Source organism: Paenarthrobacter sp. YJN-5 (genome assembly GCF_015040095.1).
GTDB classification, from domain to species: domain Bacteria; phylum Actinomycetota; class Actinomycetes; order Actinomycetales; family Micrococcaceae; genus Arthrobacter; species Arthrobacter ureafaciens.
This window is the reverse complement of the sequence record NZ_CP053544.1, coordinates 1,611,598-1,630,684: the sequence shown is the minus strand read 5'-3', so window position 1 is coordinate 1,630,684 and position 19,087 is coordinate 1,611,598. Positions and strand designations below refer to the sequence as shown.

The window sequence follows — 19,087 nt, the reverse complement described above, 5'->3', positions numbered from 1 at the left end:
CTTGCGAAGGACAATCATGACCACCATCGAACACAGAAGAATCGCCGTCGAGGATCTGATCGACAACCCAGACAATCCCCGTTCTGATCTTGGACCGGATCAGGATCTCGTGGAGCTGGCCAACAGCTTGGCCAAGGACGGCAATACGGACGACTGCCACGTCGTGCCCGTCACTGACGGCGAGGACGCCGGCAAGTGGATGCTGTTGGAGGGCCACCGACGGAAGGCTGCAGCACTCCTTGGCAACGTCACAGAGCTGGATTGCAAGATTCGGCATGACCTGGACACGAAGGCGAAGCAGATCGCTTTCATGATCACGGCGAACACGCATCGTGAGAACTTCACGGAGATGGACACGGCCCGTGGAGTGCAGTCCCTGCTGGACTGCGAGGGCATGAACGTCAAGGCTGTCGCTAAGTCGCTGAGTCGGGGTGAGAAGTACGTCCGGTCCCGGTCGAAGATGACGAAGCTATCGACGGCCGCCCAGGGCAAGATCGAGGACTCGACTCTGAACATCGAGCAGGCGATGGAGCTGCTCACTTTCGCCGATGACAAGGAAGCCGAAGAGCGGCTGTTGAAGGTAGCGGACAAACCCAATGACTGGGAGGTTCGTCTTGCCGCGGAGAAGGAACTGCGTGCATGGCGGGAAAACCTGCCGCGGCTGACGGCCGAATTGCAGGGCGCCGGTGTTGAAGTCGCTGACCGCCCGGAAGGGCCGCAGTGGGAATGGAAGGACTTTTCCCCCACATATGCCGACCATGAGATCACTGAGGCCGTGGAGCGCGATCTCGTTGCAATCGTCCACCCCGACTTCCCGAAGATCACTTGGGCCCGCAAACGTGAAGCCCAGAAGCCGTGGACCCCTCCTGAGAAAACTCCTGAGGAAATCGCGGCCGCGGTTCGCCGCGGCGAGATTATCCGCGGCTTGGAGCTGGCGGCGCCGGTTCGTGAGGCGTTCCTTAGGGGCGCCCTGAAGAAACCGGAGGCCAGTGTCGTGCATCAGCTGGCGCTGGACATGGCCGAACAGCTTCCTCTCGCCGCCGTGGGGTTTTGGCTTGGCATCGAAGAGCACGAGGAGATTGATGACCAGGAAATCGTTGACGGGATCGCCAAGCTTTCCACCGACCAGTTGATCGTCCTGAACCACCTGGTACGTCACGGCGGGAACAAAGAGGAACTGCTCGCAGACCTAGCTGCTTGGGGACGCGACACAGGCTACATGTCCACAGGACCCTGGCGTGAATCGCTGGAGCACTCCTACAGCTACAAGTGGACAGAAGCCGAGCTGGACGCCATCCAGTACTTCGCCGCCCAGAAGGCCGCCACTGCAGAAGGTGACGACGATGACGAAGCCTAGCCACTTCCTCAAGCGCAATGCCGACAACGAGCCCGTCTGCGGCTGCGGCTTCCGCCCCGCCATCCTGGACGATGCCGCACCTGTCGGAATCCAGTGGAAGGCAAAGCGTGACGTCCTGGACCACGTGGACGCGCTATCCGGCTTCCGTCCATCTGCGCCGTTTGACGGGAGCCAGGACCGGAAATTCCCCCGGGCTGGCGTCCGCCCAGGCGCCAGCGGCCGCTGGAAGCTCACGCTCTGGGACGAGGAAGGTGTGATGCACCCTCTTCCACTGAAGAGCCAATGGCACGACACGGCGCGGGAAGCGTTCGAGTTCGGCCAGCTCATTATCGGGGCGCATTGGCGGTCCGGCACACGCCTCAACGGAACGGGCCGCTGATGCCCTGGACGCGACTGGAAAAGCACTGGCAACAGCAGAAGTTCCGGGTCTACCGGAACCGCCACGACGAAGCCCTACGGATCAGCGCGGCGCTCACCATCCGCCGTCAGAACCTCCTCGCAGAGATCCTCGCCGACGACCTTGACGGACTCGACACCATCCATAAGTCCCGCCGCCTCCGCCAAACCGAAGACGAACTGGACCGCGCCCGCATCGACCTCATATCAGCCAGGGCAGCCCTCGAAGCCGAAGAAGCCCAGCACTATACCCACGAACCACGAGAGGCCAGAAGATGACAGCCACGATCACCGACCCCACCACAACCACAGAACCGGCGCTCGCAGATCTGGCGATTACTGCCACCGGCGCCGAATGGCTGAGGAAGCTCGCAGCGGTGGGTGCTGCAGTATCTTCCCGGCCTGCCGTGCCGATCCTCAGTTTCGTCGTGTTGGAGTGCAATCGCGGAAAGGCCACGCTTACCGGTTATGACTACTCGACCTCAGCCGTCGTCAAACTGAACAATGAAGCCGTTGGGGCATTGCGTAACGGCAAGGCCCTGGCCCCGCATTCCTGGCTGGTCCGAACGATCCGCGTGCTGACGGCCCGGAAGAGGGACATTCCCGTGACTGTGGCCGCGAAGACGCTTCTCGGCCGGCCGATGATCACCGTCACTGCCGCTGGTTTCACCATTCCCCGGCTTCATGATGCCCCGCTTTCGGAGTATCCGGACCTCCCCGCCTATGGCGAGCTGGACACGTTTGAACTGGACCGGGATGCGCTGGCGTCCGCCATGGACCGGGCTTCTATCGCTGCCAGCTTCGACGAGACGCTTCCTATCCTGACCGCTATCGAGATGCAGAGCAATGGTAGGTCGCTGACGCTCCAGTCAACGGACCGCTACCGTTTGTCCTCGGAAACGCTCAAGTTGACGAAGGAAGTCCAAGACTTCAGGTTCCTTCTCCCGGCCAAGACGTGGAAGGCCATCGCCAGGCACCTCAATGGCGAGAAGGTCACCCTCGGTGTTCTGGTCTCCGGGGATGTTCACGGAAAGGACGGCGGCCGGGCGAGCATACACCTGGCGTCAGGTGACTCCGCATTCACGCTGACGGGCGTCCTAGGTGACTACCCCAAGATCAAATCCCTGTTCGATCTGGACTTCGGCATGACCTTGGAAGTCAATCGCAGAGATCTGATCGACCAGGTCATCGTTGCCCGGGAACTGAATGACTACAACGAGCCCGGCTTGCTGAAAATCGGGCCTAGCGCCGTGACCCTCGCGCCGAGCTTTGCCGAGGGAGGAAGCGAAGTCGCTACCCCTATCCTCCTGGCGGATACCACCAACATCGACGCCCCTGACATAGCCGCCTACAACCCACAGTTCCTCCTGGATGCGCTGAAGGCGATCAACACCGACGTAGTGCGTTTCTCCTTCTACAACATGGTCAAACCGACATGCATCTCGCCTGTCACGGCCAAAGGCGAAAAGCCCAGCACGTACAGACACCTGCTCATGCCGGTACGCCTGCCTCACCGTGTTGGAGGCGAGTGAACCGTGACCGAGGCAGAAGAAGACGCGATGCTGGCTCAGCTGCTCAGTCGCCCGGCGAAGATCGCCACGTGCAGCGCGTGCAGGAAAGCCCTCAACGGCCAGGACGAGTGTGATTGCTCATGACCGTCGGTATCGAAGCACCACGGCTGAAGGCCCTCACGGTCAAGAACCCTTGGGCATGGGCGATCATCAACGCAGGGAAGAACGTCGAGAACCGCTCACAACCAACCTCGCACCGGGGAACGCTCTACATCCACATCGCCAAGCGCGATGACGAAGCAGGCCACGAGAACGAAGCAATCAGGCAGGCCCGGGCTGAAGCTTCCCAAGCTGTCAGGAACCACCTTCAGCTGCAGGGCTACGTCCTCGGCACCGTGGAAGTCGTGGGCTGCCACCACTCCTCCGACTGCAAGACCAAGGACGGCTACTGCTCCGAATGGGCCCGGCCCGGTTTCTACCACTGGGAGCTATCCCAGCCCCGCCCGCTCGCATGCCCGTTCCCGGAAGTAGGCAAGCTCAACATCTGGAACCTGGAGGCGACATCATGACCAAGAAACCACTGGAGCTAACCATCTTCGCCCCTGTGCCGGAACAACCCACGGCGGCCCGGGCCGCCCTCACCGAGAAGATCCTGGCCTTCGGGGCACACATGGCGTGGCACGCGGATCGCACGCGAGAGCACATCCTTTCCCGTAAGAAACGACTTGCGGACACCGAACTGGCAGCAGAGTTCTGGCACGCATCGCAGGTCGCGACCTACGCCCGCGCTCGCATCGACTGGGGTATGGACAGCTGGTTCGGGACATCGGCTGACAGGGCCGAGGACATCGAGCATGTGCTCCAGCGGTTCGCCGAGCTGCCCCACTTCGACGAGGAGGAATCGTGACCGTCGAAGACGAGCGACCAAGAGATAAGACACCCATCCTGACAGCGAAGCTCGACCAGCTGCTCCACGAACATCCTGACTTTTACGCCCAAATCTTCCCGGCCAAGGAGGGACCAGCAATGGGATCAATCGGCCAGACGGCGAGCTCTGCCGAAAGTCGAAGATCGGCGGCTGATGAGCCACGCATGGTGTAACAACTGCGGCCACTACCACGGAGCCCCAGGCAACAGCTGGCCGTCTTGCAACGGCTTCATCTACCCCGAAGAAAAACAAGGAATCCGCCGATGCGCATGCACCGGCCCAACCACTGAACGAGAGGATGCATAGTGACCAGCAAGTACGACGCCGCCTACATGAAGCGCTGGAAGATCGACCACGACCACGGCCTCACCCGAACCACCACACCCGCCCGCGCCAGCGAACACATTCGCCAGCTCGTCAGCCAACACGGCGTCAGAATCCGGTCAATTGCAGACGCCGCCGGCATATCAGCAGGCACCATCAGCCTGCTGAATCGCGGCAAACAAACCAGCATCAAACGCACCTACGAAGCCAAGATCCTCGCAGTCACCGCCGAAAAGATCTTCAATCGCAGCCTGAGCACCGGCTTCGTCCCAAACATCGGCGCCCGCCGACGTTTGCAGGCTCTCATGGCAATCGGCTGGCGACACCAGGACCTGACAAAGCGGGTCGGATTCAGCACAGGCACAATGATGCACCAACGCGGAAACTACATCAGCCAGTTCAAGCACGAGGCAGTGCTGAAGGTCTATGACCAGCTATGGAACGTACCTGGCCCAGCCGATGGCCGCACCATGACCCGCGTGGCCAAAGCAGGATACGCGCCACCCTTGGCCTGGGACGACGAAACCATAGACGACCCCGCAGCCGCGCCGGACCTCGGAACCCCTCTAAACAGCCGAGGCCGGCCAGCACTAGGCGAAGCCAGGATCAAGAAGATAGACGCGCTCGCCGAAGATGTCGATTATCTGCGCCGCACCGGAGCCGGCATCGAAGAGATCGAGCAGCGAACGGGAAAACGCTGGGCCGACATCCGTTCAGAGCTCCACCGTGCCGGACATCAGGAAGTCTGCGACAAGCTACTGATCCAGCTGGACAACCCAAAGCGAGCCCCGCGGAAGGCCGCGGCGTGAGAACTACAAGAATCAACACCCAGGTCCCGAAGAAAGAAGGTCCACCCAGTGCCATGGCTGAAGCAGGGCGACGCGGCGGCGAATCACCCCATCGTCCTCGCAGCTGTGGAAATGGAAGACGCGGATGACCGAATCCTCAACGAATGCTTCGGCTTCGTGGCCCGCTGCGCCACCCAGGCTGCAGCGTATGAGCAGGACTACATCATCAGCGTCGGCACCGCCCGGCAGATGGCCGGATCACTGGGCCGCTACAACGAACTTATAAAAGCTGCGAAGTACTGCGGCTACCTCACCGAAACCAAGATCACCGTGGAAGGCGAAGAACGCAAAGCCTTCAAACTGGTTGAAGACAATGACCTCTTCCACATGATCCTCAAGGCAGAAAGAGAGTGGAACAACCAGAGGAAGAGAGACACCCGCAACCCCGAGCTCACGTGGAGAGTTAGAGCCCGCGACGGCGACGCCTGCCGCTACTGCGGCAAATCCGTGGCTTGGGGAGACACCAAGTCAGGGCGCGGCGCAACCTACGACCACACCAACCCCGGCCAGGCCGGCACCGTAGACACCCTCGTTGTCTGCTGCCGGGAGTGCAACGGACGCAGACAAGATGACCCCGAAAGCAACTGGAAGACCCTCCCAGTCCCGGCAGAGCCCCTCATCGGCGAAGCAACGGCCGCTTTCATCGCCAAACACGGCACCCCGATAGAACCCACCTACACCCGACCAGGCACACCGGCCGCCACCAAAGCGGCAACGGACGAGACGCAAGCCGTAGAGCAGCCCACGCAGGCAGCTCCGGCACACAAAGAGGCAACGGCACACTCCGGCCCCGAAAGCGACTCCGCAGCACACAAAGCCACGGTCAGGCACTCCCCGGCAGCAACGGCACACCCTGCTGTAACGGCACACCCGGCTGTAACGGCACGAAGGACCAACACCAGACCAAATCCGGACCCAGGACACAGGTATCCCGGATCTGGATTTGTCGGGACGGGTAGGGACGGGACGGGTCAGGCAGGTAAGGGAAGTGCAGGGCAGGAAGCCCCGCTCACCTCCCAGGGCAAACCCAAGAACCAAACCAGAAGAAGACGCCCCCGCAACCGAGGACGAAACTGAACATGCGTACCAAACGACTTTCATCACACAACTCACCATCAGAAGACCAACTGCAGGGGTCTGTCCTGGAACTGGCCCAATACTTCGGATACGAACTGCGCTACCACAACCCAGATAGCCGGCGCTCGCAGGCAGGCTTTCCGGATCTCGTTCTCGGCAGCTTGTCCAGGAGGCGAGTCCTGTTCCGTGAACTGAAGACTTCAACGGGTCGGGTGCGCCCTGCCCAGGTCCTTTGCTTGAAGATCCTCGAATTGGCCGGCCTCGATGTTGGTGTGTGGCGTCCCGAGGATCTGCACAGCGGACGAATCCAGCGAGAACTGAGAGGGGACAAATGACCACCTGCACGACGGAGGATTGCAACCGGCAGACTTCGCTCTACCTGTGCACTGACTGCATCGTGGAGTTGGATTCACTGCTTGCTGATGTCGGCCCACTGCTGCAGTTTATCGGTGGAGCCATCGATCAGACGGCTGTGACCAGGAGCCCGGGCGCAAGCGGTGGCGGTGGCGGTGTAGCGAAGTCCCGGCCTGCCATGAATGTGGATGCTTACCTGCTGCGGGCATGGCTGCACCAGCTCCCGGCCCGTGCATACGACGCGGCAGCGGACAACCCCGACGCTGGGAAGATCCTGTTCATGGCCCGCGACTGGATCCAGAAGGCCCGCGACCTTGTGTGGGGGCCGGAAGACTCCCGGGTCTACGGGCGCTGCGAGGAACCACTTGAAGGAGAAGATGGGGACGATAGCCCGATCCCCTGCGATGGGCGACTGGTTGCCCATCCAGACGACGCCACGGTCAAGTGCCCCGAGTGCAATACAGTCCACAACGTCAGCGATGTACTGGCGAAGCTGAGACGCAAGGTAAGAGGGGAGCCAATGACACCATCGGGAGTCAGGGACCTGCTGCGGGCTAAGGCGAAAGCGGTCATCACCAAGAAGGACATCGAGAACTGGGTTAGCAGGGGAAAACTGCGCTACGTGCTAGACCACGTCAGCAGCAACAGCAGAGACCGGAAGATCTACTACCCAGGAGACGTACTGCAAGTGTTCGAAGACATGAGGGCACGCAATAGAGCGTTGATGTGATTTTGTAGCTCAGAATGTAGTACCCTCAAAACGAGGGGATAGCTGTCCCTAAAGCTTTTGGAAGGCCTCGACGGATTACCGTCGGGGCCTTCGTCGTGTCCGAAGGTGGTGACGCTGGCGTGAACGGCATGAGCATCCCCGCTTGGTCGGGACGCCGGGCAGGTGAAGCGCTTCTCAAGGTCAAGGCCGAGGGGCGCCGCAAGGACAAGCCCTGCATCATCTGTAAGCAGGGCATCGACTACTCGCTGACCTACCCGCATGAGCAGTCCTGCAGCGTGCAGCACGTGAAGTCACGGAAGCTGTACCCGCATCTGACGTGGGAGCCCAGCAACTGGGAGCCAGCCCATCTGTCTTGCAATAAGGCAGCTGGCCCGGGTGAAGACCTCGGCATGGGCGTCACATCCGAGGACTGGTAACCGTGCCCCGGACAGTCGTTGTGCTGTGTGGCCCACCAGGTGCCGGCAAGACCACGGCGGCCAGGCAGTCAGGCCTGCAGGTCTTCGACCGCGACGACCGGCAGTGGTCAAGTGAGAAGCAGTTCACCGAGGCGCTCGCCGCGCTCGGCTCGGATCGACGGGCTCAAGCTGTGGTCATCAGGACCGGGGCAACGTCGGCGGCCCGGGCCAAGGCGGCGCAGCTGGTCGCTGCCACTCACGTCTACTTGCTGACCTCCGATCAGAACGAGCTGGCCCATCGCATCAGGCAACGAGACCGGGCCGACAAGGTCACCACCCTTGTTGGTGTCAGGACTTGGTTCGAACGATTCGACCGTGCTGACGGCGTCAGGGACTTCCCCGGCTGGTCCGGGATCCATGAACCGGACCTAGGGGTGGTATCCGACAACTGGTAGGCCACCAAAAAATCCAGCCTGCCGCCGTCCCGGACACTCCCCGCCTGCACCTCCCTCTCCCCCCGGGCTCGCGCCGCATGGATTTGATCCGAAAACGTTGAATTGGCGGGGAAAACGGACCCATCATCTTACCCGAAAGGCCGGTTCGAATATGGCAATTGCTGGCAATCTCACACTGGTCATTTCAGCCCGTATCGGTGACGGCGAACCGCACGATATCGGTGAGATTGAACTGCCCGTCGTGACTGAGCAGATTCACACAGTTGGGAACGTCTCGATCACCGCCCGCACTCGCGTCGACGAAGCGGAGCTTGCCAACAAGCTCAAAGATTTCGCCGCTGCAGTCGGTGACGAACTGGCGGATGCGGTTCCGGAGCGGGCTAGTGACCGCCTGCGAAGGATGATCGGCCCCGCATTAGAGATCGATCCCCCGTCCCCCGACTTCACCGCCCGGTTGGCCGAGTCAAAACGTCTGACGGCCGAGACCTTCATTCCGTCCTTCCTGGACCTGCCCGAGCACGTCATCATAGGAGCCCGCCAGGAAGGCAAAACACGTTTGGCTTTGAAATGGCTGGACGATGCCCATGAAGGCGTGACACGTGTCTTGATCGTCAAAGACAGTCACCAGGCCGAACAGCTCAACCTTGAACGTGGACGCCCACGCCGAGACGCCAGCATCATCGGCTACCGGACCCTGATTAACCAAGGCGCTCGCAAGGGTGTCGAGTACGGCATCGACGAGACAGACCAGATCCTTGCGGACCTTCTGGGCTTGAGGTCCTCGCTGCGGCTGGTGACCGTCTGCCACGCCGACACGCGGCAATCAGAGCCGTAGCATGCACGATCGCCGAGCCTTTAGGGAAGCTCACGAAGGCGGCGAATCGATCCGAGGGATCAGCAGAGGCCGCGGGGCCTCTCGGAACGCTGTGCGCCGGGCCCTGCGCCCCGGCGCAAGAGAGAGCTACTATCGGCCCTCAGCGTCCGAGGACGCCGAACCAGCCGTGCGGGACGTTCTGGCCGACTACCCAGCAATGAGCGTCTCGGATATCGCCCTGCTGATCGACTGGCGGAAGTCCCGTCGGCAACTGTCAGAACTGGTGGCCCGGCTGCGGCCCCGGACCGTCTCCGAATGGCCTGCCATTGAGGCCCGCCCGTTGCACTCGATCACCATCGGCCGCCTGTCCACGAAGCCGCTCGACGTCGGCAAGATGAACATCGGGGAGTTGAACCTATGACCAAGCGCAAACCGTCCGACGCCCATGAGCCAGTCGAGGCCCCCGACCACCTGCCCAAACCCGTAGCGGACGTGTGGCGCGAAATCGTGGCCAGCAATGACCTCGTGGGAAAGGTTGACCGGGTCGCACTGGAAACCTACTGCACCCTCACCGCCCGCCTACGCGAAGCCCGCGGCCGCATCGAAGACGAAGGCATGGTTGTCACCGACACCCGGGGCAAGGTCATCCCTCACCCCGCGCTCGCTGTCGAGAGGTCCACTGCCGAGCAGATCCGAGTGTGGGGCGACCGCTTTGCCCCTCTCGTGAAGCCGACCAGGAAGAGCGGCTACATCGCCGACGCGACCGCCCGAACTATCACCGAGGCCAAGCACCTGCACGGGGCGCGCTTCGCCGGTCCCGTCGCTGCGTTGAAGACGCTGGCGTGGATGATCGACGAAGCCCAGCGGGACAGCATGGAGGCCCTTCAAAAGGCCATGACCACGACGGTCCCCCAGTATCTGAAAGCCTGCGCCGAGCTGCAGGTAACACCGGCCTCGATCCCGGGTGTCGGAGTTCCCGCCGCTGTACCTGCAGAGGGCGATGCGCCGGCCGATGAGTCCAAGCCGGAGGGTGCGAGTGTCACAGACTTCCAAGCTCGCGCCAGGGCACGCCGCTCCGGTTAGTGGCCCTAACGCGGTTGACCCGGGTGACTACTATCGCCAGGTCTGCCACGTTCCAGAACCAGATCAGACCGGGGTTAAGAAGCCTAAGATCTACGGCTACGCCGAGCCTCGGATCTGCACTCCGCCGCTGCGGGCGTTGACGCCGGACACAACGCTTGGTTATGACGTCATCGACTTCGCACGCGATGTCCTGGGCGTGGATCTGTATCCGTGGCAGAAGGTGCTGCTGTGCCGGATGCTGGAGCTGCTCCCTGATGGCTCTCTGAGGTTCCGGACGGCAGTTGTGCTGATCGCCCGGCAGAACGGCAAGAGCACGCTGTCACAGGTGCTGGCGCTGTGGTTCATGATCGTCTGGGGCTGGCCCCTGGTCATGGGGACCGCGCAGGATCTCGAAACCGCTGAGGAAGTTTGGCAGGGTGCCGTAGACCTCGTGGAAGAGGACGAGAACCTATCCAAGCTCCTAAAGCGAGTCGTGAAGGTCAACGGCAAGAAGGCCCTCGAGCTGAAGCCGCAAGACGCGGACACCAAGACGGGCAAGAAGACTGGCCCCCGGTACAAGGTCAAGGCAGCCAACCGCCGCGCTGGCCGTGGCTTCACTGGCAACCTCATCATGCTCGACGAACTGCGTGAACATCAGAACTGGGAAGCTTGGGGCGCGATCACCAAGACGACCATGGCGCAGGCCGAGGCGCTGATCCTTGCCCTGTCCAATGCCGGCGATATGACCTCCATTGTTCTGAAGTACCTCCGGAAGATGGCCCACGAGGCCATCGGGGATCCGGACGGCATCTGTGAAGAAATCGGAGCTGCGGGGCCGACGGCGCTCGACGTCGCTGATCTGGTTGAGGGCGATCTTGACGACATCGACGATGACGAGCTGGCCGAGTTCGAACAGGACGAAGACACCCTCGGCCTCTGGGAATGGTCCATGGCCCCCGGAACGGACAAGCGCGACCGTAAGGGGTGGGCACAAGCCAACCCTTCCCTGAATTGGAACCCGGGCTTCACCGAGCGCACCATCGCCGCAGCCTGCCGCACGGACCCCGAATGGGTCTTCCGCACTGAGGTCGGCTGCCAATGGTCAGAGGGCACCTTAACGGGGCCGTTCCCGCCAGGTGCGTGGGACAAAGGCAAGAACGTCCTGGTCAACCGTGACGACGGAACAGTGGGCGTTGCCGACGATGATCGGATCGTTCCGGGCTCCCCAGTATGGGCGGGTGTGGATCAATCGCACGACCGGTCCATGACCTACATCGCCTTTGGTGGCTTCAGGGCCGATGGGAAGTACCAGGTCGAAGTCGTGACCGCCCGGCCCGGCTCGGACTGGGTCAAGGAATGGCTGATGGACGACAAGCGCCGGGGCAGGATCAAGGCGGTTGCCGGCCAGTCCAGGGGCGCGCCGATCTCTCCACTGATGGAGGATCTGGAGGCCGACGAAGAGTTCACCATCCCGGTTGTTGAGTGGTCAGGAAGCGACCTCACGAGCGGCTGGGCCGACGTCTTTGACGCGGTTCGCGATGAGACGGTCAGGCACAACCCACAGCCGGTTCTGGACACCGCGGCAGCCGTCGCGGTCCTCAAGGTCTTCAGTGGCGGTGCAGCGTTGCCTGACCGCAACGCGTCCCCGGCGGAGATCGCCCCGCTGATGGCCTTCATCGCTGCGAAGTGGCTGATGAGCCGCCGTGTCATCGAACCGCCCCCACCGCCGCCGCCACCGGCAGCGGTGACAACCGAGGAATCCACCTACGTCGAAGACAACGTCGCCCACGTGGGCTTTTGATGAAAGGAGTACGCCTTGGTGAAATGGTTCAAATCGGCAAGCTCACGCAAGAACAAAGCCGAACTCGGCACAGCGGCTCCCGTCACGGAAGTTGGCTACGCGACGACCGCCAGTGACTGGTGGACTGATCTTGACGTCGAGGAAACACCGGAACTGCGGTGGCCTCACAACATCGAGGTCTACGACCGGATGCGCAGGCAAGACGCCCAGATCACTTCGGTACTGCGGGCCATGACCCTACCGATCCGCCGCACCAAGTGGCGGATCGACGGCAGCGGTTGCCGCCCCGAGGTGGCCCAGCGTGTGGCCGACGATCTTGGTCTCCCATTGGTTGGGGCCGAGAACAACCCGGTGATCCGGACCCGTGACCGGTTCTCCTGGTCCGAACATCTTCGGCTTGCCCTGCTGATGCTTCCGTTTGGCCATTCGGTGTTTGAGCAGCAATACCGCATCGATGAAGCAGGACAGGCCCGCCTCCGTAAGCTGGCCTGGCGACCACCCAAGACGCTATCCCGCATCGACGTGGCACCGGATGGCGGGCTGGTGGCGATCCATCAGCACAACGCCAAAGAACCCATGGGCGTGGCGCGGCTGGTTGTGTACGTCAATGACCGAGAGGGCGGCAACTGGCTCGGCCAGTCCATCCTCCGTCCCGCCTATAAGAACTGGCTGCTGAAGGACCGTGCCCTGCGCGTTCAGGCCCAGACCTTGGACCGCAACGGCATGGGCGTCCCGGTGTACACAGCTTCGAAGCTTCCTGACTCCGTCACCGGTGAGGATCGAATCGCGCGGGAGAACAAGGAAATCGACGCCGGCCTGAAGCTGGCCAAGGGCATCCGTTCGGGCGACAACTCGGGCGGGTCCATTCCGCATGATGCGGAGCTCGAACTGAAGGGCGTCACAGGCACTTTGCCGGATGCTGACACGCCGATCCGCTACTACGACGAACAGATCGCCCGCGCCGTCCTGGCACACTTCCTGAACCTCGGCACGGAGACAGGTTCCTGGGCGCTGGGATCTACCTTCGCCGACTTCTTCACCCTGTCGCTGCAGACGCTGGCGATGCAGATCGCTGACACGGCTACCCAGCACATCATCGAGGACATCGTGGACGTCAACTGGGGGATCAATGAACCGGCCCCCAAGCTGGTCTTCGAAGAGATCGGATCCCGCCACGCCCCCACGGCTGAGGCAATCAAGATGCTCATCGACTGCGGGGCAATAAAGGCAGACCAGAAGTTGGACGACTTCCTGCGAACGGTCTACGGTTTGCCCGGTTTCGATGAAGCCACGGCAAGGGAAGCACTCCCCCGAACTGCAACGGAGACAACATGACACTTCAAATGCTCAAGCCCTCCGCAGCGTCGGCGCCTTGGTACCGGATGGAGGCCTCTACCGAAGCCGACACGGCGGACCTCTATATCTACGAGATGATCGACAGCTGGTGGGGTGTGAGCGCTTCCCGGTTCGTCCGCGAACTGTCCGAGCTGGATGTGTCCACCATCAACTTGTTCGTCAACTCCCCTGGCGGCTCGGTCTATGACGGAGTCGCGATCATGAACGCCCTTCGCCGGCATAAGGCGACCGTTGTGGCCACGGTGGACGGGCTGGCCGCCTCGGCAGCCTCGTTCATCATTCAAGCCGCCGATGAGGTGGTTATGGGGCAAGGGTCGGAGCTGATGATCCATGAGGCGTGGTCCTTCGCGTACGGCAATGCCGAGACGCTCCAGAAGGTAGCCGGAGACCTGGACCGGATCTCCGGGACCATCGCCGGCATCTACGCCGAGCGGGCAGGCGGCAGCGTGGAAGAGTGGCGTGCGGCCATGAAGGCAGAGACCTGGTACACGGCGGATGAAGCCGTCACCGCAGGGCTCGCTGACCGCGTTGCCAAAGTATCCAAGAAACCCGAGACCGAGGACGCAAGCAACCGCTTCGACCTCTCCATCTTTGCCCACGCCGGACGCCAGAATGCGCCGGCGCCGGCAGTCAATGGCCGTCACGAACGCCGCCCCCAGCTCAGTCTGGTCAACGGCTCAGCACTCACAGCGGCAGCTCACATGGTCGAGAAGACCATCCAGAAACCTCCGGCCGAGCCGAAGGAAACCACCACCCCCGAAGAGAAAGGAACCGGCACTATGTCGGAAAAACTGAACAAGGGGCTTCGTGAACGGCTCGGCATCCGGGCTGACACGGAACTCGACGAAGACCAGCTGCTCGAAGCCTTGGACGAGGCGCTCGAAGAGCAGGAGACCGAAGAGGCGCCTGCAGCTGCACCAGCGGCGCATGCGCCCGGAACGGTCGTACTGGACGCAGCCCAATACCAGGAGCTGCGTAACGCCGCTGATGATGGCCGGCTGGCCCGTCAGCAGCAACTGGCAGACGAACGAAACGCACTCGTCAACGCCGCCGTGCAGGACGGTCGCATTCCCCCGGCCCGCCGCGATCACTGGCTCAACTCCCTTGAGGCAGATCCGGGCATGGCTGACACCCTCGCCTCCCTCGAACCGGGGTTGATCCCCGTGGACACGGTGGGCTACACGGGCGGCGTGGAGGACTCCACGGACGAAGCCCGAGCTTACGACCACATCTTCCCGAAGGAGTCCTGATTATGGGCCAGTACCTGCCCCTGTTCCGTCCCGGCCAGACAGTGACCTTCGGCGTCACGGCTGCTGTCACTGGCGGCCATCCCGTTGAAGTCGGAACCTCCGACCGTTCCGTGGCTCCCGCCGGAGCTGCCTCGACGAAGGTCATCGGCGTCGCAGGCCATGACGCGGCAATCGGCGACAAGGTGACCGTCGAAATCAACAAGACGGTCCACCTGCTCACGGCTTCCGGCGCGGTCACTCGCGGCCAGCGGCTCGAAGCGGCGGGCGCGGGCAAGGTCCGAACCTTGGCCGCGGGTACCGCGTACTACATCGCGCTCACATCGGCCGCTGACGGCGCTGCCGTTGAGGCTCTCGAACTCTAGAAGGGACGGTAGCTAGATGAGGACTTACCCCCTCACCCCAAGTCAGATCTCGCAGGCTTCTGCGCAAGAGCTGATCGCATTCATTCAGAGCCCCACGCAACTGGCCCGCCGTCTCGGTGAAATCCTGACGGCCCAGCAGTTCATTGGCCTGTTCCTGCTGCAGGGGCGTTACGAGGTCAAGGGCGGGGCCATCGCGGTCCCGGTCAACGAGAAGATCCGCACCGAACGCGGCTCTGAAAAGGTCGCCCCGGGCGCCGAGTACAAGCTGACACCCTTGAGTGCTGAGCAGTACGAGATCTACACGGCTCAGAAGGAAGGCCTCGCCACGGAGGTCACCGATGAGGAAGTCGGCCGCAGCCTGCGCCGGCCCATCGATGAGGCTCTGCTGTTCCTGCAGACGGAACTGGTATTCAGCGCCAATGAACTGGCCCTCGGCGTCATCATGTCCGCTGTAACCCAGACGCTCGCCGCTGGCGCGGCCTGGACGAACGGAAAGCAGATCCTCAAGGACGCGCTTCGCGTGCAGGCAGCTGCACGCCGCCTGAAACTCGGCTACGCCATCGACACCGTTGTCCTGAACGGTGAACAGCATGCCGAGGTCATCCCCGAGCTGCTCGACGTCCTCCCGGACAGCGACACGACCGCTCTCACCGGCAACTTCCCCACTATCGGCGGCATCACTTGGATCGCCAGTGATGATGACGAGTTCTCCGATCCGCTGTTCGTGGACCGTCGCCGTCTCGGTGGCATCGGACGGGAGAATATCCCCTCCCCCGAGTACCGTCCGGTGGGCAACGATACGGGCGTTGAGGTCGCGACTTTCCGGGAGAAGTCGGATAAGACGCGGATCCAGGCCCGCAATCCGCATGTGCCGGTCGTAGCGAACCCGCTCGCTGGTTTCCACCTGACCGGAACGGGGGCCTAATCATGGCTGAATCCACAGCACAGTACAAGGTGACCGCCACGGTCGTGAAGGTTGCAGTGGGTCCCGCTGACGGCAACCGTGTCGCTCGCTTCGTGGAACGTGGCGATCTCATCCCCGATGGCGTTGACCAGGGCCTCCTGAAACAGCTCGAGAAGCTGGGCCGCATCGAGAAGGTCAAGGCCGCACCCGCGGGCGCATCGGAGGCCGATAAGGCGGCTGCGGCGAAAGCCGAAGCCGAGGCCAAGGCAGCTGCAGATGCCAAAGCAGCGGCCGATGCCAAGGCGGCCGCTGACGCCAAAACCGCTGCTGGCAAGACCGCGGCTGCTAAGTAGAGGGGGTGGGCGTCATGGCCAATGATCTCGCTGATCTTGGGACTCTTGAAAAGGCCTGGCGCCCGCTCACCGCTGCTGAACGGCCCAAGGCAGAGTACTACGTGGGTATGGCCTCACGGGCCATCAGACGGCGTTGGCAAGACATCGACCTGCGCATCACTAACCCCGGCGACCGCCTGACTCATGAGGACGTCGCCGATGTTGTAGTGCAAATGGTCCTTAGCGCGGTGGACGGCCCGCCCGTCCGTGGCGCGAAGTCCTTCTCAGAATCGGTCGGCCCCATGTCCCGCACGGCAACACTGCTAGCCGGCAGCACCAACCCCGCAAACATCGAAGACTGGATGGTTGAAGTCATCGAAGGGCGAAGTGCAGCCCTCCCGCAATTCCACGCCCCGCCATCGGGCAGGTACGAAAACCTGTTCGAATGGCAGGAAGGCAGGAGCTGATGTTCCCCCTACCGAACGGCGAAACCGTCAAACGAGAGCGCGCAGCGCTCGCCGAGGATGCCTTCTCCGGCGAGCACACCGTTCGCGATTGGTCTGACCCGGAAACGATTGACCTCATCGGTGTCGCTATTGCTCCATCAAGCAGCACTGAATCGGTAACACCAGAACGAAACGCCGTCACGACAGCGATGAGCCTCTACGGGCCCCCAGGTATCGATGTGCTCCCTTTCGACCGCATACGCGCCCGTTCGGGCTTGTGGGAGGTAGAAGGCGAAGTCGCTGACTGGAAGAACGCTTTTACTGGCTGGACTCCCGGGGTGGAATTCCGAGTCAAGAAGGTGGTGGGCTGATGGCGGACGTGCAGTTCAATAATGACTTCTTCGAAAAGCTGGGGCGATCCCCGGAAGTTGTTGGTTTGTGCGTTGAAATGGCCGAGAAAATCGCTACGACGGCCCGCAGCACTGCTCCACGTGACTCCAACGCGTATGCGGAGAGCATCCACGTCGAGGTTGTCCGCAGGAACCGCCGTAACGCGGCCTTGGTCATCGCTGCTGACCCGAAGAGCATGCTCATTGAGTCCAAGACTGGGAACCTCGCGCGGGCATTGAATCAGGTGAAGAAGAGTGGGTAGCCGGGTCCTCTTCACCGATCTGGAGCTGTACCTGACAGGGCGAATCCGGCAGGAGTTGGCAGCAATCGCCGCGCCGATAACTCAGAACGTCTTTGTCAGCAACCAGTTCCCGAGCCCTGCCCGTCCCAAGGCCGTGGTCGTCCGGGACGACAGCGGCCCTCAAACCTCGATCATCACCAAGGAACCGAGTATCGGCATCACCGTGCTGGCCGGCGATGATCCCACCCAGGGGCAGCAAGCCACGGAGCTGGCCAACCTGGTCTTCATGATCGTGGGCGACTGCGCTGGCCCCGAGCCGGGAAACCCTGTCGCCAAAGTCGTCAACGCCACGGGCCCTTTCAAGGTCACTGAGGAATCCGGGCAGCCGCGCCGATACATGACCTTCGAGCTCGCCGTTGTGGGCATCCCCTTCACGTAAGCACTAACCAAACAATCATCCAGCCATTCACGCCCGTGGATGGCTTCTTCTTTTGGAGGCTAAAAATGGGCCCTGACGAGCTCGGTAATGACGTTTCCGCCGTTGGTGTACCGGTAACCGGTCACATCGGCTTCGCACCGGAAGGCACCCCTGGCCCTACGCCGGCAGCAGGTGCTTCCCGTTCCTTCACCCTGGACCCGGAATACAAAGTCCCCGGCCTCCTCACCGAGGATGGCGGCTTCGAGTGGACGCTGGAACCGGACGGCGATCCAATCGTGTTCTGGCAGGACGGCTATTCCCTGCCCACCGGTATCGCAACCGCTGAGCTGGTCCTGAAGCTCGCCCAGACGGATGAGACTGTCCGGTCCATCACCCGAGGTAAGACCGCTGATGAGAACGGCTACATGACCGTCGACGCTGGCGGTCACTCCGTGCAGTACTCCGTGTTCACGGAGGAAATCTTCAAGAACGGCGTCATCCGTCGACGCTGGGCGCCGAAGGTCAGCATCAAGACGGTCAAGGAAGACAAGAACGAGCGCGGCAACGTCCTCGGTTACGAAGTCACCCTGACCATCCACCGCTCGCCGCTCGTGAACAACGAACACTTTGGCGAATGGCTGATCCCCGCTCTGGCGTCGATCACCACGCCCAGCCTCACTGCGGTGAAGGGCGATCCGGATCCTGCCGGTACTGGCGAGTTGGTGACGATCACCGGTACGGGCTTTGCGACCACGACAGCCGTGACCGTTGGCGGCACGGCAGTGTCCGACTTCGATGTGGTGTCCAACACCGAGCTGACGGCGGTTCTGCCCGCTGGCGCCGCTGGCCCGGCCAACGTGGTCGTCACGAACTCCGTGGGCGCCTCCGCGCCGTTCTCCTACACCCGCGACGTTTAGTCGCCTCTCTACCTGTGGTCCTGCGCTCCTTGATGGGTGGGCGCAGGGCTGCAGCTCAACCCATCACCACCCATCGGATAGTGAGAGCACATCATGACTAAAGCAGCAGCTGAAAAGCCCCGCTTCCTCGTAGTTGAAGACAAGCTTGTCTGCCAGAGCACCGAGGGCGAAATCGCCATCCCACTGCGCTTCAAGACCAAGCTTCTCCGGCAGTTCGGCAGCATGGACCAGATGGACGCGTTCTTCCTGATCCTGGACGAAATCGCCGGCCCTGAGACCGTGGCCACGATCGATGAACTCGACATCATGGAGACAACCGAAATCATGGTCGAGTTCTTCAAGGAATTCGAGGCCAAGGTGCAGGCCACCATGGGGGAATTGCAGCGCTCCTCGAAGTAGTCGAGGAGCACCGCCCCGCA

General features: G+C 62.2%; 28 protein-coding genes. All 28 read left to right on the top strand.

Annotation, left to right across the window (positions count from 1 at the left end):
* Positions 1-16: 16 nt before the first annotated feature.
* The 28 genes from HMI59_RS07710 (at position 17) to HMI59_RS07575 (ending at position 19,067) form a co-directional block, all read left to right on the top strand.
* Positions 17-1,357: a ParB/RepB/Spo0J family partition protein gene (locus HMI59_RS07710; RefSeq protein WP_193593290.1), complete on the top strand. Its 1,341-nt coding sequence runs from the start codon at positions 17-19 to the stop codon at positions 1,355-1,357.
* Positions 1,344-1,736, top strand: coding sequence for a hypothetical protein (locus HMI59_RS07705; RefSeq protein WP_193593289.1), 393 nt, complete (start codon positions 1,344-1,346; stop codon positions 1,734-1,736). The genes HMI59_RS07710 and HMI59_RS07705 overlap by 14 nt, the downstream gene beginning before the upstream one ends.
* Positions 1,736-2,032: a hypothetical protein gene (locus HMI59_RS07700; RefSeq protein WP_193593288.1), complete on the top strand. Its 297-nt coding sequence runs from the start codon at positions 1,736-1,738 to the stop codon at positions 2,030-2,032. Before HMI59_RS07705 ends, HMI59_RS07700 begins: the two co-directional genes overlap by 1 nt.
* The gene (locus HMI59_RS07695; protein WP_193593287.1) at positions 2,029-3,285 is read left to right on the top strand and encodes a DNA polymerase III subunit beta; all 1,257 of its coding nucleotides are present in this window, start codon (positions 2,029-2,031) and stop codon (positions 3,283-3,285) included. The genes HMI59_RS07700 and HMI59_RS07695 overlap by 4 nt, the downstream gene beginning before the upstream one ends.
* 119 nt (positions 3,286-3,404) lie before the next feature.
* Positions 3,405-3,833, top strand: coding sequence for an ASCH domain-containing protein (locus HMI59_RS07690; protein WP_193593286.1), 429 nt, complete (start codon positions 3,405-3,407; stop codon positions 3,831-3,833).
* Positions 3,830-4,171: a hypothetical protein gene (locus tag HMI59_RS07685; RefSeq protein WP_193593285.1), complete on the top strand. Its 342-nt coding sequence runs from the start codon at positions 3,830-3,832 to the stop codon at positions 4,169-4,171. The genes HMI59_RS07690 and HMI59_RS07685 overlap by 4 nt, the downstream gene beginning before the upstream one ends.
* Positions 4,168-4,365 (top strand): hypothetical protein, encoded by a 198-nt coding sequence (locus tag HMI59_RS07680; protein ID WP_193593284.1) that lies wholly within the window; start codon positions 4,168-4,170, stop codon positions 4,363-4,365. Before HMI59_RS07685 ends, HMI59_RS07680 begins: the two co-directional genes overlap by 4 nt.
* Before the next feature lie 132 nt (positions 4,366-4,497).
* Complete coding sequence (locus HMI59_RS07675; RefSeq protein ID WP_193593283.1) at positions 4,498-5,325, top strand: hypothetical protein; 828 nt, start codon at positions 4,498-4,500, stop codon at positions 5,323-5,325.
* Between the two features lie 48 nt (positions 5,326-5,373).
* The gene (locus HMI59_RS07670) at positions 5,374-6,441 is read left to right on the top strand and encodes an HNH endonuclease (RefSeq protein WP_193593282.1); all 1,068 of its coding nucleotides are present in this window, start codon (positions 5,374-5,376) and stop codon (positions 6,439-6,441) included.
* 2 nt (positions 6,442-6,443) lie between these two features.
* Positions 6,444-6,776 (top strand): VRR-NUC domain-containing protein, encoded by a 333-nt coding sequence (locus tag HMI59_RS07665; RefSeq protein WP_193593281.1) that lies wholly within the window; start codon positions 6,444-6,446, stop codon positions 6,774-6,776.
* Complete coding sequence (locus HMI59_RS07660) at positions 6,773-7,525, top strand: hypothetical protein (protein ID WP_193593280.1); 753 nt, start codon at positions 6,773-6,775, stop codon at positions 7,523-7,525. Before HMI59_RS07665 ends, HMI59_RS07660 begins: the two co-directional genes overlap by 4 nt.
* 128 nt (positions 7,526-7,653) lie before the next feature.
* Positions 7,654-7,941 (top strand): HNH endonuclease, encoded by a 288-nt coding sequence (locus HMI59_RS07655; protein WP_193593279.1) that lies wholly within the window; start codon positions 7,654-7,656, stop codon positions 7,939-7,941.
* A gap of 2 nt (positions 7,942-7,943) precedes the next feature.
* Positions 7,944-8,375 (top strand): hypothetical protein, encoded by a 432-nt coding sequence (locus tag HMI59_RS07650; protein WP_193593278.1) that lies wholly within the window; start codon positions 7,944-7,946, stop codon positions 8,373-8,375.
* 151 nt (positions 8,376-8,526) lie between these two features.
* A complete protein-coding gene (locus tag HMI59_RS07645; RefSeq protein WP_193593277.1) occupies positions 8,527-9,210 on the top strand; it encodes a hypothetical protein in 684 nt (227 codons plus the stop codon).
* 196 nt (positions 9,211-9,406) lie between these two features.
* Positions 9,407-9,610: a hypothetical protein gene (locus HMI59_RS07640; protein WP_193593276.1), complete on the top strand. Its 204-nt coding sequence runs from the start codon at positions 9,407-9,409 to the stop codon at positions 9,608-9,610.
* Positions 9,607-10,272, top strand: a complete 666-nt coding sequence (locus HMI59_RS07635; protein WP_193593275.1) for a P27 family phage terminase small subunit — start codon at positions 9,607-9,609, stop codon at positions 10,270-10,272. The genes HMI59_RS07640 and HMI59_RS07635 overlap by 4 nt, the downstream gene beginning before the upstream one ends.
* A gap of 136 nt (positions 10,273-10,408) precedes the next feature.
* Positions 10,409-12,052, top strand: a complete 1,644-nt coding sequence (locus HMI59_RS07630; protein WP_193593274.1) for a terminase large subunit domain-containing protein — start codon at positions 10,409-10,411, stop codon at positions 12,050-12,052.
* A gap of 18 nt (positions 12,053-12,070) precedes the next feature.
* Positions 12,071-13,387, top strand: a complete 1,317-nt coding sequence (locus tag HMI59_RS07625) for a hypothetical protein (protein ID WP_193593701.1) — start codon at positions 12,071-12,073, stop codon at positions 13,385-13,387.
* Positions 13,384-14,658 (top strand): head maturation protease, ClpP-related, encoded by a 1,275-nt coding sequence (locus HMI59_RS07620; RefSeq protein WP_193593273.1) that lies wholly within the window; start codon positions 13,384-13,386, stop codon positions 14,656-14,658. The genes HMI59_RS07625 and HMI59_RS07620 overlap by 4 nt, the downstream gene beginning before the upstream one ends.
* A gap of 2 nt (positions 14,659-14,660) precedes the next feature.
* Entirely contained in the window at positions 14,661-15,020 is a 360-nt protein-coding gene (locus HMI59_RS07615; protein ID WP_193593272.1) for a capsid cement protein, read from the top strand.
* 16 nt (positions 15,021-15,036) lie between these two features.
* A complete protein-coding gene (locus HMI59_RS07610) occupies positions 15,037-15,945 on the top strand; it encodes a hypothetical protein (RefSeq protein WP_193593271.1) in 909 nt (302 codons plus the stop codon).
* Positions 15,946-15,947: 2 nt separating this feature from the next.
* A complete protein-coding gene (locus HMI59_RS07605; RefSeq protein WP_193593270.1) occupies positions 15,948-16,277 on the top strand; it encodes a hypothetical protein in 330 nt (109 codons plus the stop codon).
* Between the two features lie 14 nt (positions 16,278-16,291).
* On the top strand, positions 16,292-16,723 hold the full coding sequence (locus tag HMI59_RS07600; RefSeq protein ID WP_193593269.1) for a hypothetical protein: 432 nt from the start codon (positions 16,292-16,294) through the stop codon (positions 16,721-16,723).
* Positions 16,723-17,073: a hypothetical protein gene (locus tag HMI59_RS07595; RefSeq protein WP_193593268.1), complete on the top strand. Its 351-nt coding sequence runs from the start codon at positions 16,723-16,725 to the stop codon at positions 17,071-17,073. Before HMI59_RS07600 ends, HMI59_RS07595 begins: the two co-directional genes overlap by 1 nt.
* Positions 17,073-17,354 (top strand): HK97 gp10 family phage protein, encoded by a 282-nt coding sequence (locus HMI59_RS07590; RefSeq protein WP_193593267.1) that lies wholly within the window; start codon positions 17,073-17,075, stop codon positions 17,352-17,354. Before HMI59_RS07595 ends, HMI59_RS07590 begins: the two co-directional genes overlap by 1 nt.
* The gene (locus tag HMI59_RS07585) at positions 17,347-17,772 is read left to right on the top strand and encodes a hypothetical protein (RefSeq protein ID WP_193593266.1); all 426 of its coding nucleotides are present in this window, start codon (positions 17,347-17,349) and stop codon (positions 17,770-17,772) included. The genes HMI59_RS07590 and HMI59_RS07585 overlap by 8 nt, the downstream gene beginning before the upstream one ends.
* A gap of 65 nt (positions 17,773-17,837) precedes the next feature.
* Positions 17,838-18,668 (top strand): IPT/TIG domain-containing protein, encoded by an 831-nt coding sequence (locus tag HMI59_RS25625; protein ID WP_227471570.1) that lies wholly within the window; start codon positions 17,838-17,840, stop codon positions 18,666-18,668.
* Between the two features lie 93 nt (positions 18,669-18,761).
* Positions 18,762-19,067, top strand: coding sequence for a hypothetical protein (locus tag HMI59_RS07575; RefSeq protein WP_193593265.1), 306 nt, complete (start codon positions 18,762-18,764; stop codon positions 19,065-19,067).
* Positions 19,068-19,087 lie beyond the last annotated feature (20 nt).

Coding starts and splice junctions, on each gene's coding strand:
- HMI59_RS07710 (WP_193593290.1), top strand. CDS start 17: ATGACCACCATCGAACACAGAAGAATCGCCGTCGAGGATCTGATCGAC.
- HMI59_RS07705 (WP_193593289.1), top strand. CDS start 1,344: ATGACGAAGCCTAGCCACTTCCTCAAGCGCAATGCCGACAACGAGCCC.
- HMI59_RS07700 (WP_193593288.1), top strand. CDS start 1,736: ATGCCCTGGACGCGACTGGAAAAGCACTGGCAACAGCAGAAGTTCCGG.
- HMI59_RS07695 (WP_193593287.1), top strand. CDS start 2,029: ATGACAGCCACGATCACCGACCCCACCACAACCACAGAACCGGCGCTC.
- HMI59_RS07690 (WP_193593286.1), top strand. CDS start 3,405: ATGACCGTCGGTATCGAAGCACCACGGCTGAAGGCCCTCACGGTCAAG.
- HMI59_RS07685 (WP_193593285.1), top strand. CDS start 3,830: ATGACCAAGAAACCACTGGAGCTAACCATCTTCGCCCCTGTGCCGGAA.
- HMI59_RS07665 (WP_193593281.1), top strand. CDS start 6,444: ATGCGTACCAAACGACTTTCATCACACAACTCACCATCAGAAGACCAA.
- HMI59_RS07660 (WP_193593280.1), top strand. CDS start 6,773: ATGACCACCTGCACGACGGAGGATTGCAACCGGCAGACTTCGCTCTAC.
- HMI59_RS07655 (WP_193593279.1), top strand. CDS start 7,654: ATGAGCATCCCCGCTTGGTCGGGACGCCGGGCAGGTGAAGCGCTTCTC.
- HMI59_RS07645 (WP_193593277.1), top strand. CDS start 8,527: ATGGCAATTGCTGGCAATCTCACACTGGTCATTTCAGCCCGTATCGGT.
- HMI59_RS07640 (WP_193593276.1), top strand. CDS start 9,407: ATGAGCGTCTCGGATATCGCCCTGCTGATCGACTGGCGGAAGTCCCGT.
- HMI59_RS07635 (WP_193593275.1), top strand. CDS start 9,607: ATGACCAAGCGCAAACCGTCCGACGCCCATGAGCCAGTCGAGGCCCCC.
- HMI59_RS07620 (WP_193593273.1), top strand. CDS start 13,384: ATGACACTTCAAATGCTCAAGCCCTCCGCAGCGTCGGCGCCTTGGTAC.
- HMI59_RS07615 (WP_193593272.1), top strand. CDS start 14,661: ATGGGCCAGTACCTGCCCCTGTTCCGTCCCGGCCAGACAGTGACCTTC.
- HMI59_RS07610 (WP_193593271.1), top strand. CDS start 15,037: ATGAGGACTTACCCCCTCACCCCAAGTCAGATCTCGCAGGCTTCTGCG.
- HMI59_RS07605 (WP_193593270.1), top strand. CDS start 15,948: ATGGCTGAATCCACAGCACAGTACAAGGTGACCGCCACGGTCGTGAAG.
- HMI59_RS07600 (WP_193593269.1), top strand. CDS start 16,292: ATGGCCAATGATCTCGCTGATCTTGGGACTCTTGAAAAGGCCTGGCGC.
- HMI59_RS07595 (WP_193593268.1), top strand. CDS start 16,723: ATGTTCCCCCTACCGAACGGCGAAACCGTCAAACGAGAGCGCGCAGCG.
- HMI59_RS07590 (WP_193593267.1), top strand. CDS start 17,073: ATGGCGGACGTGCAGTTCAATAATGACTTCTTCGAAAAGCTGGGGCGA.
- HMI59_RS25625 (WP_227471570.1), top strand. CDS start 17,838: ATGGGCCCTGACGAGCTCGGTAATGACGTTTCCGCCGTTGGTGTACCG.
- HMI59_RS07575 (WP_193593265.1), top strand. CDS start 18,762: ATGACTAAAGCAGCAGCTGAAAAGCCCCGCTTCCTCGTAGTTGAAGAC.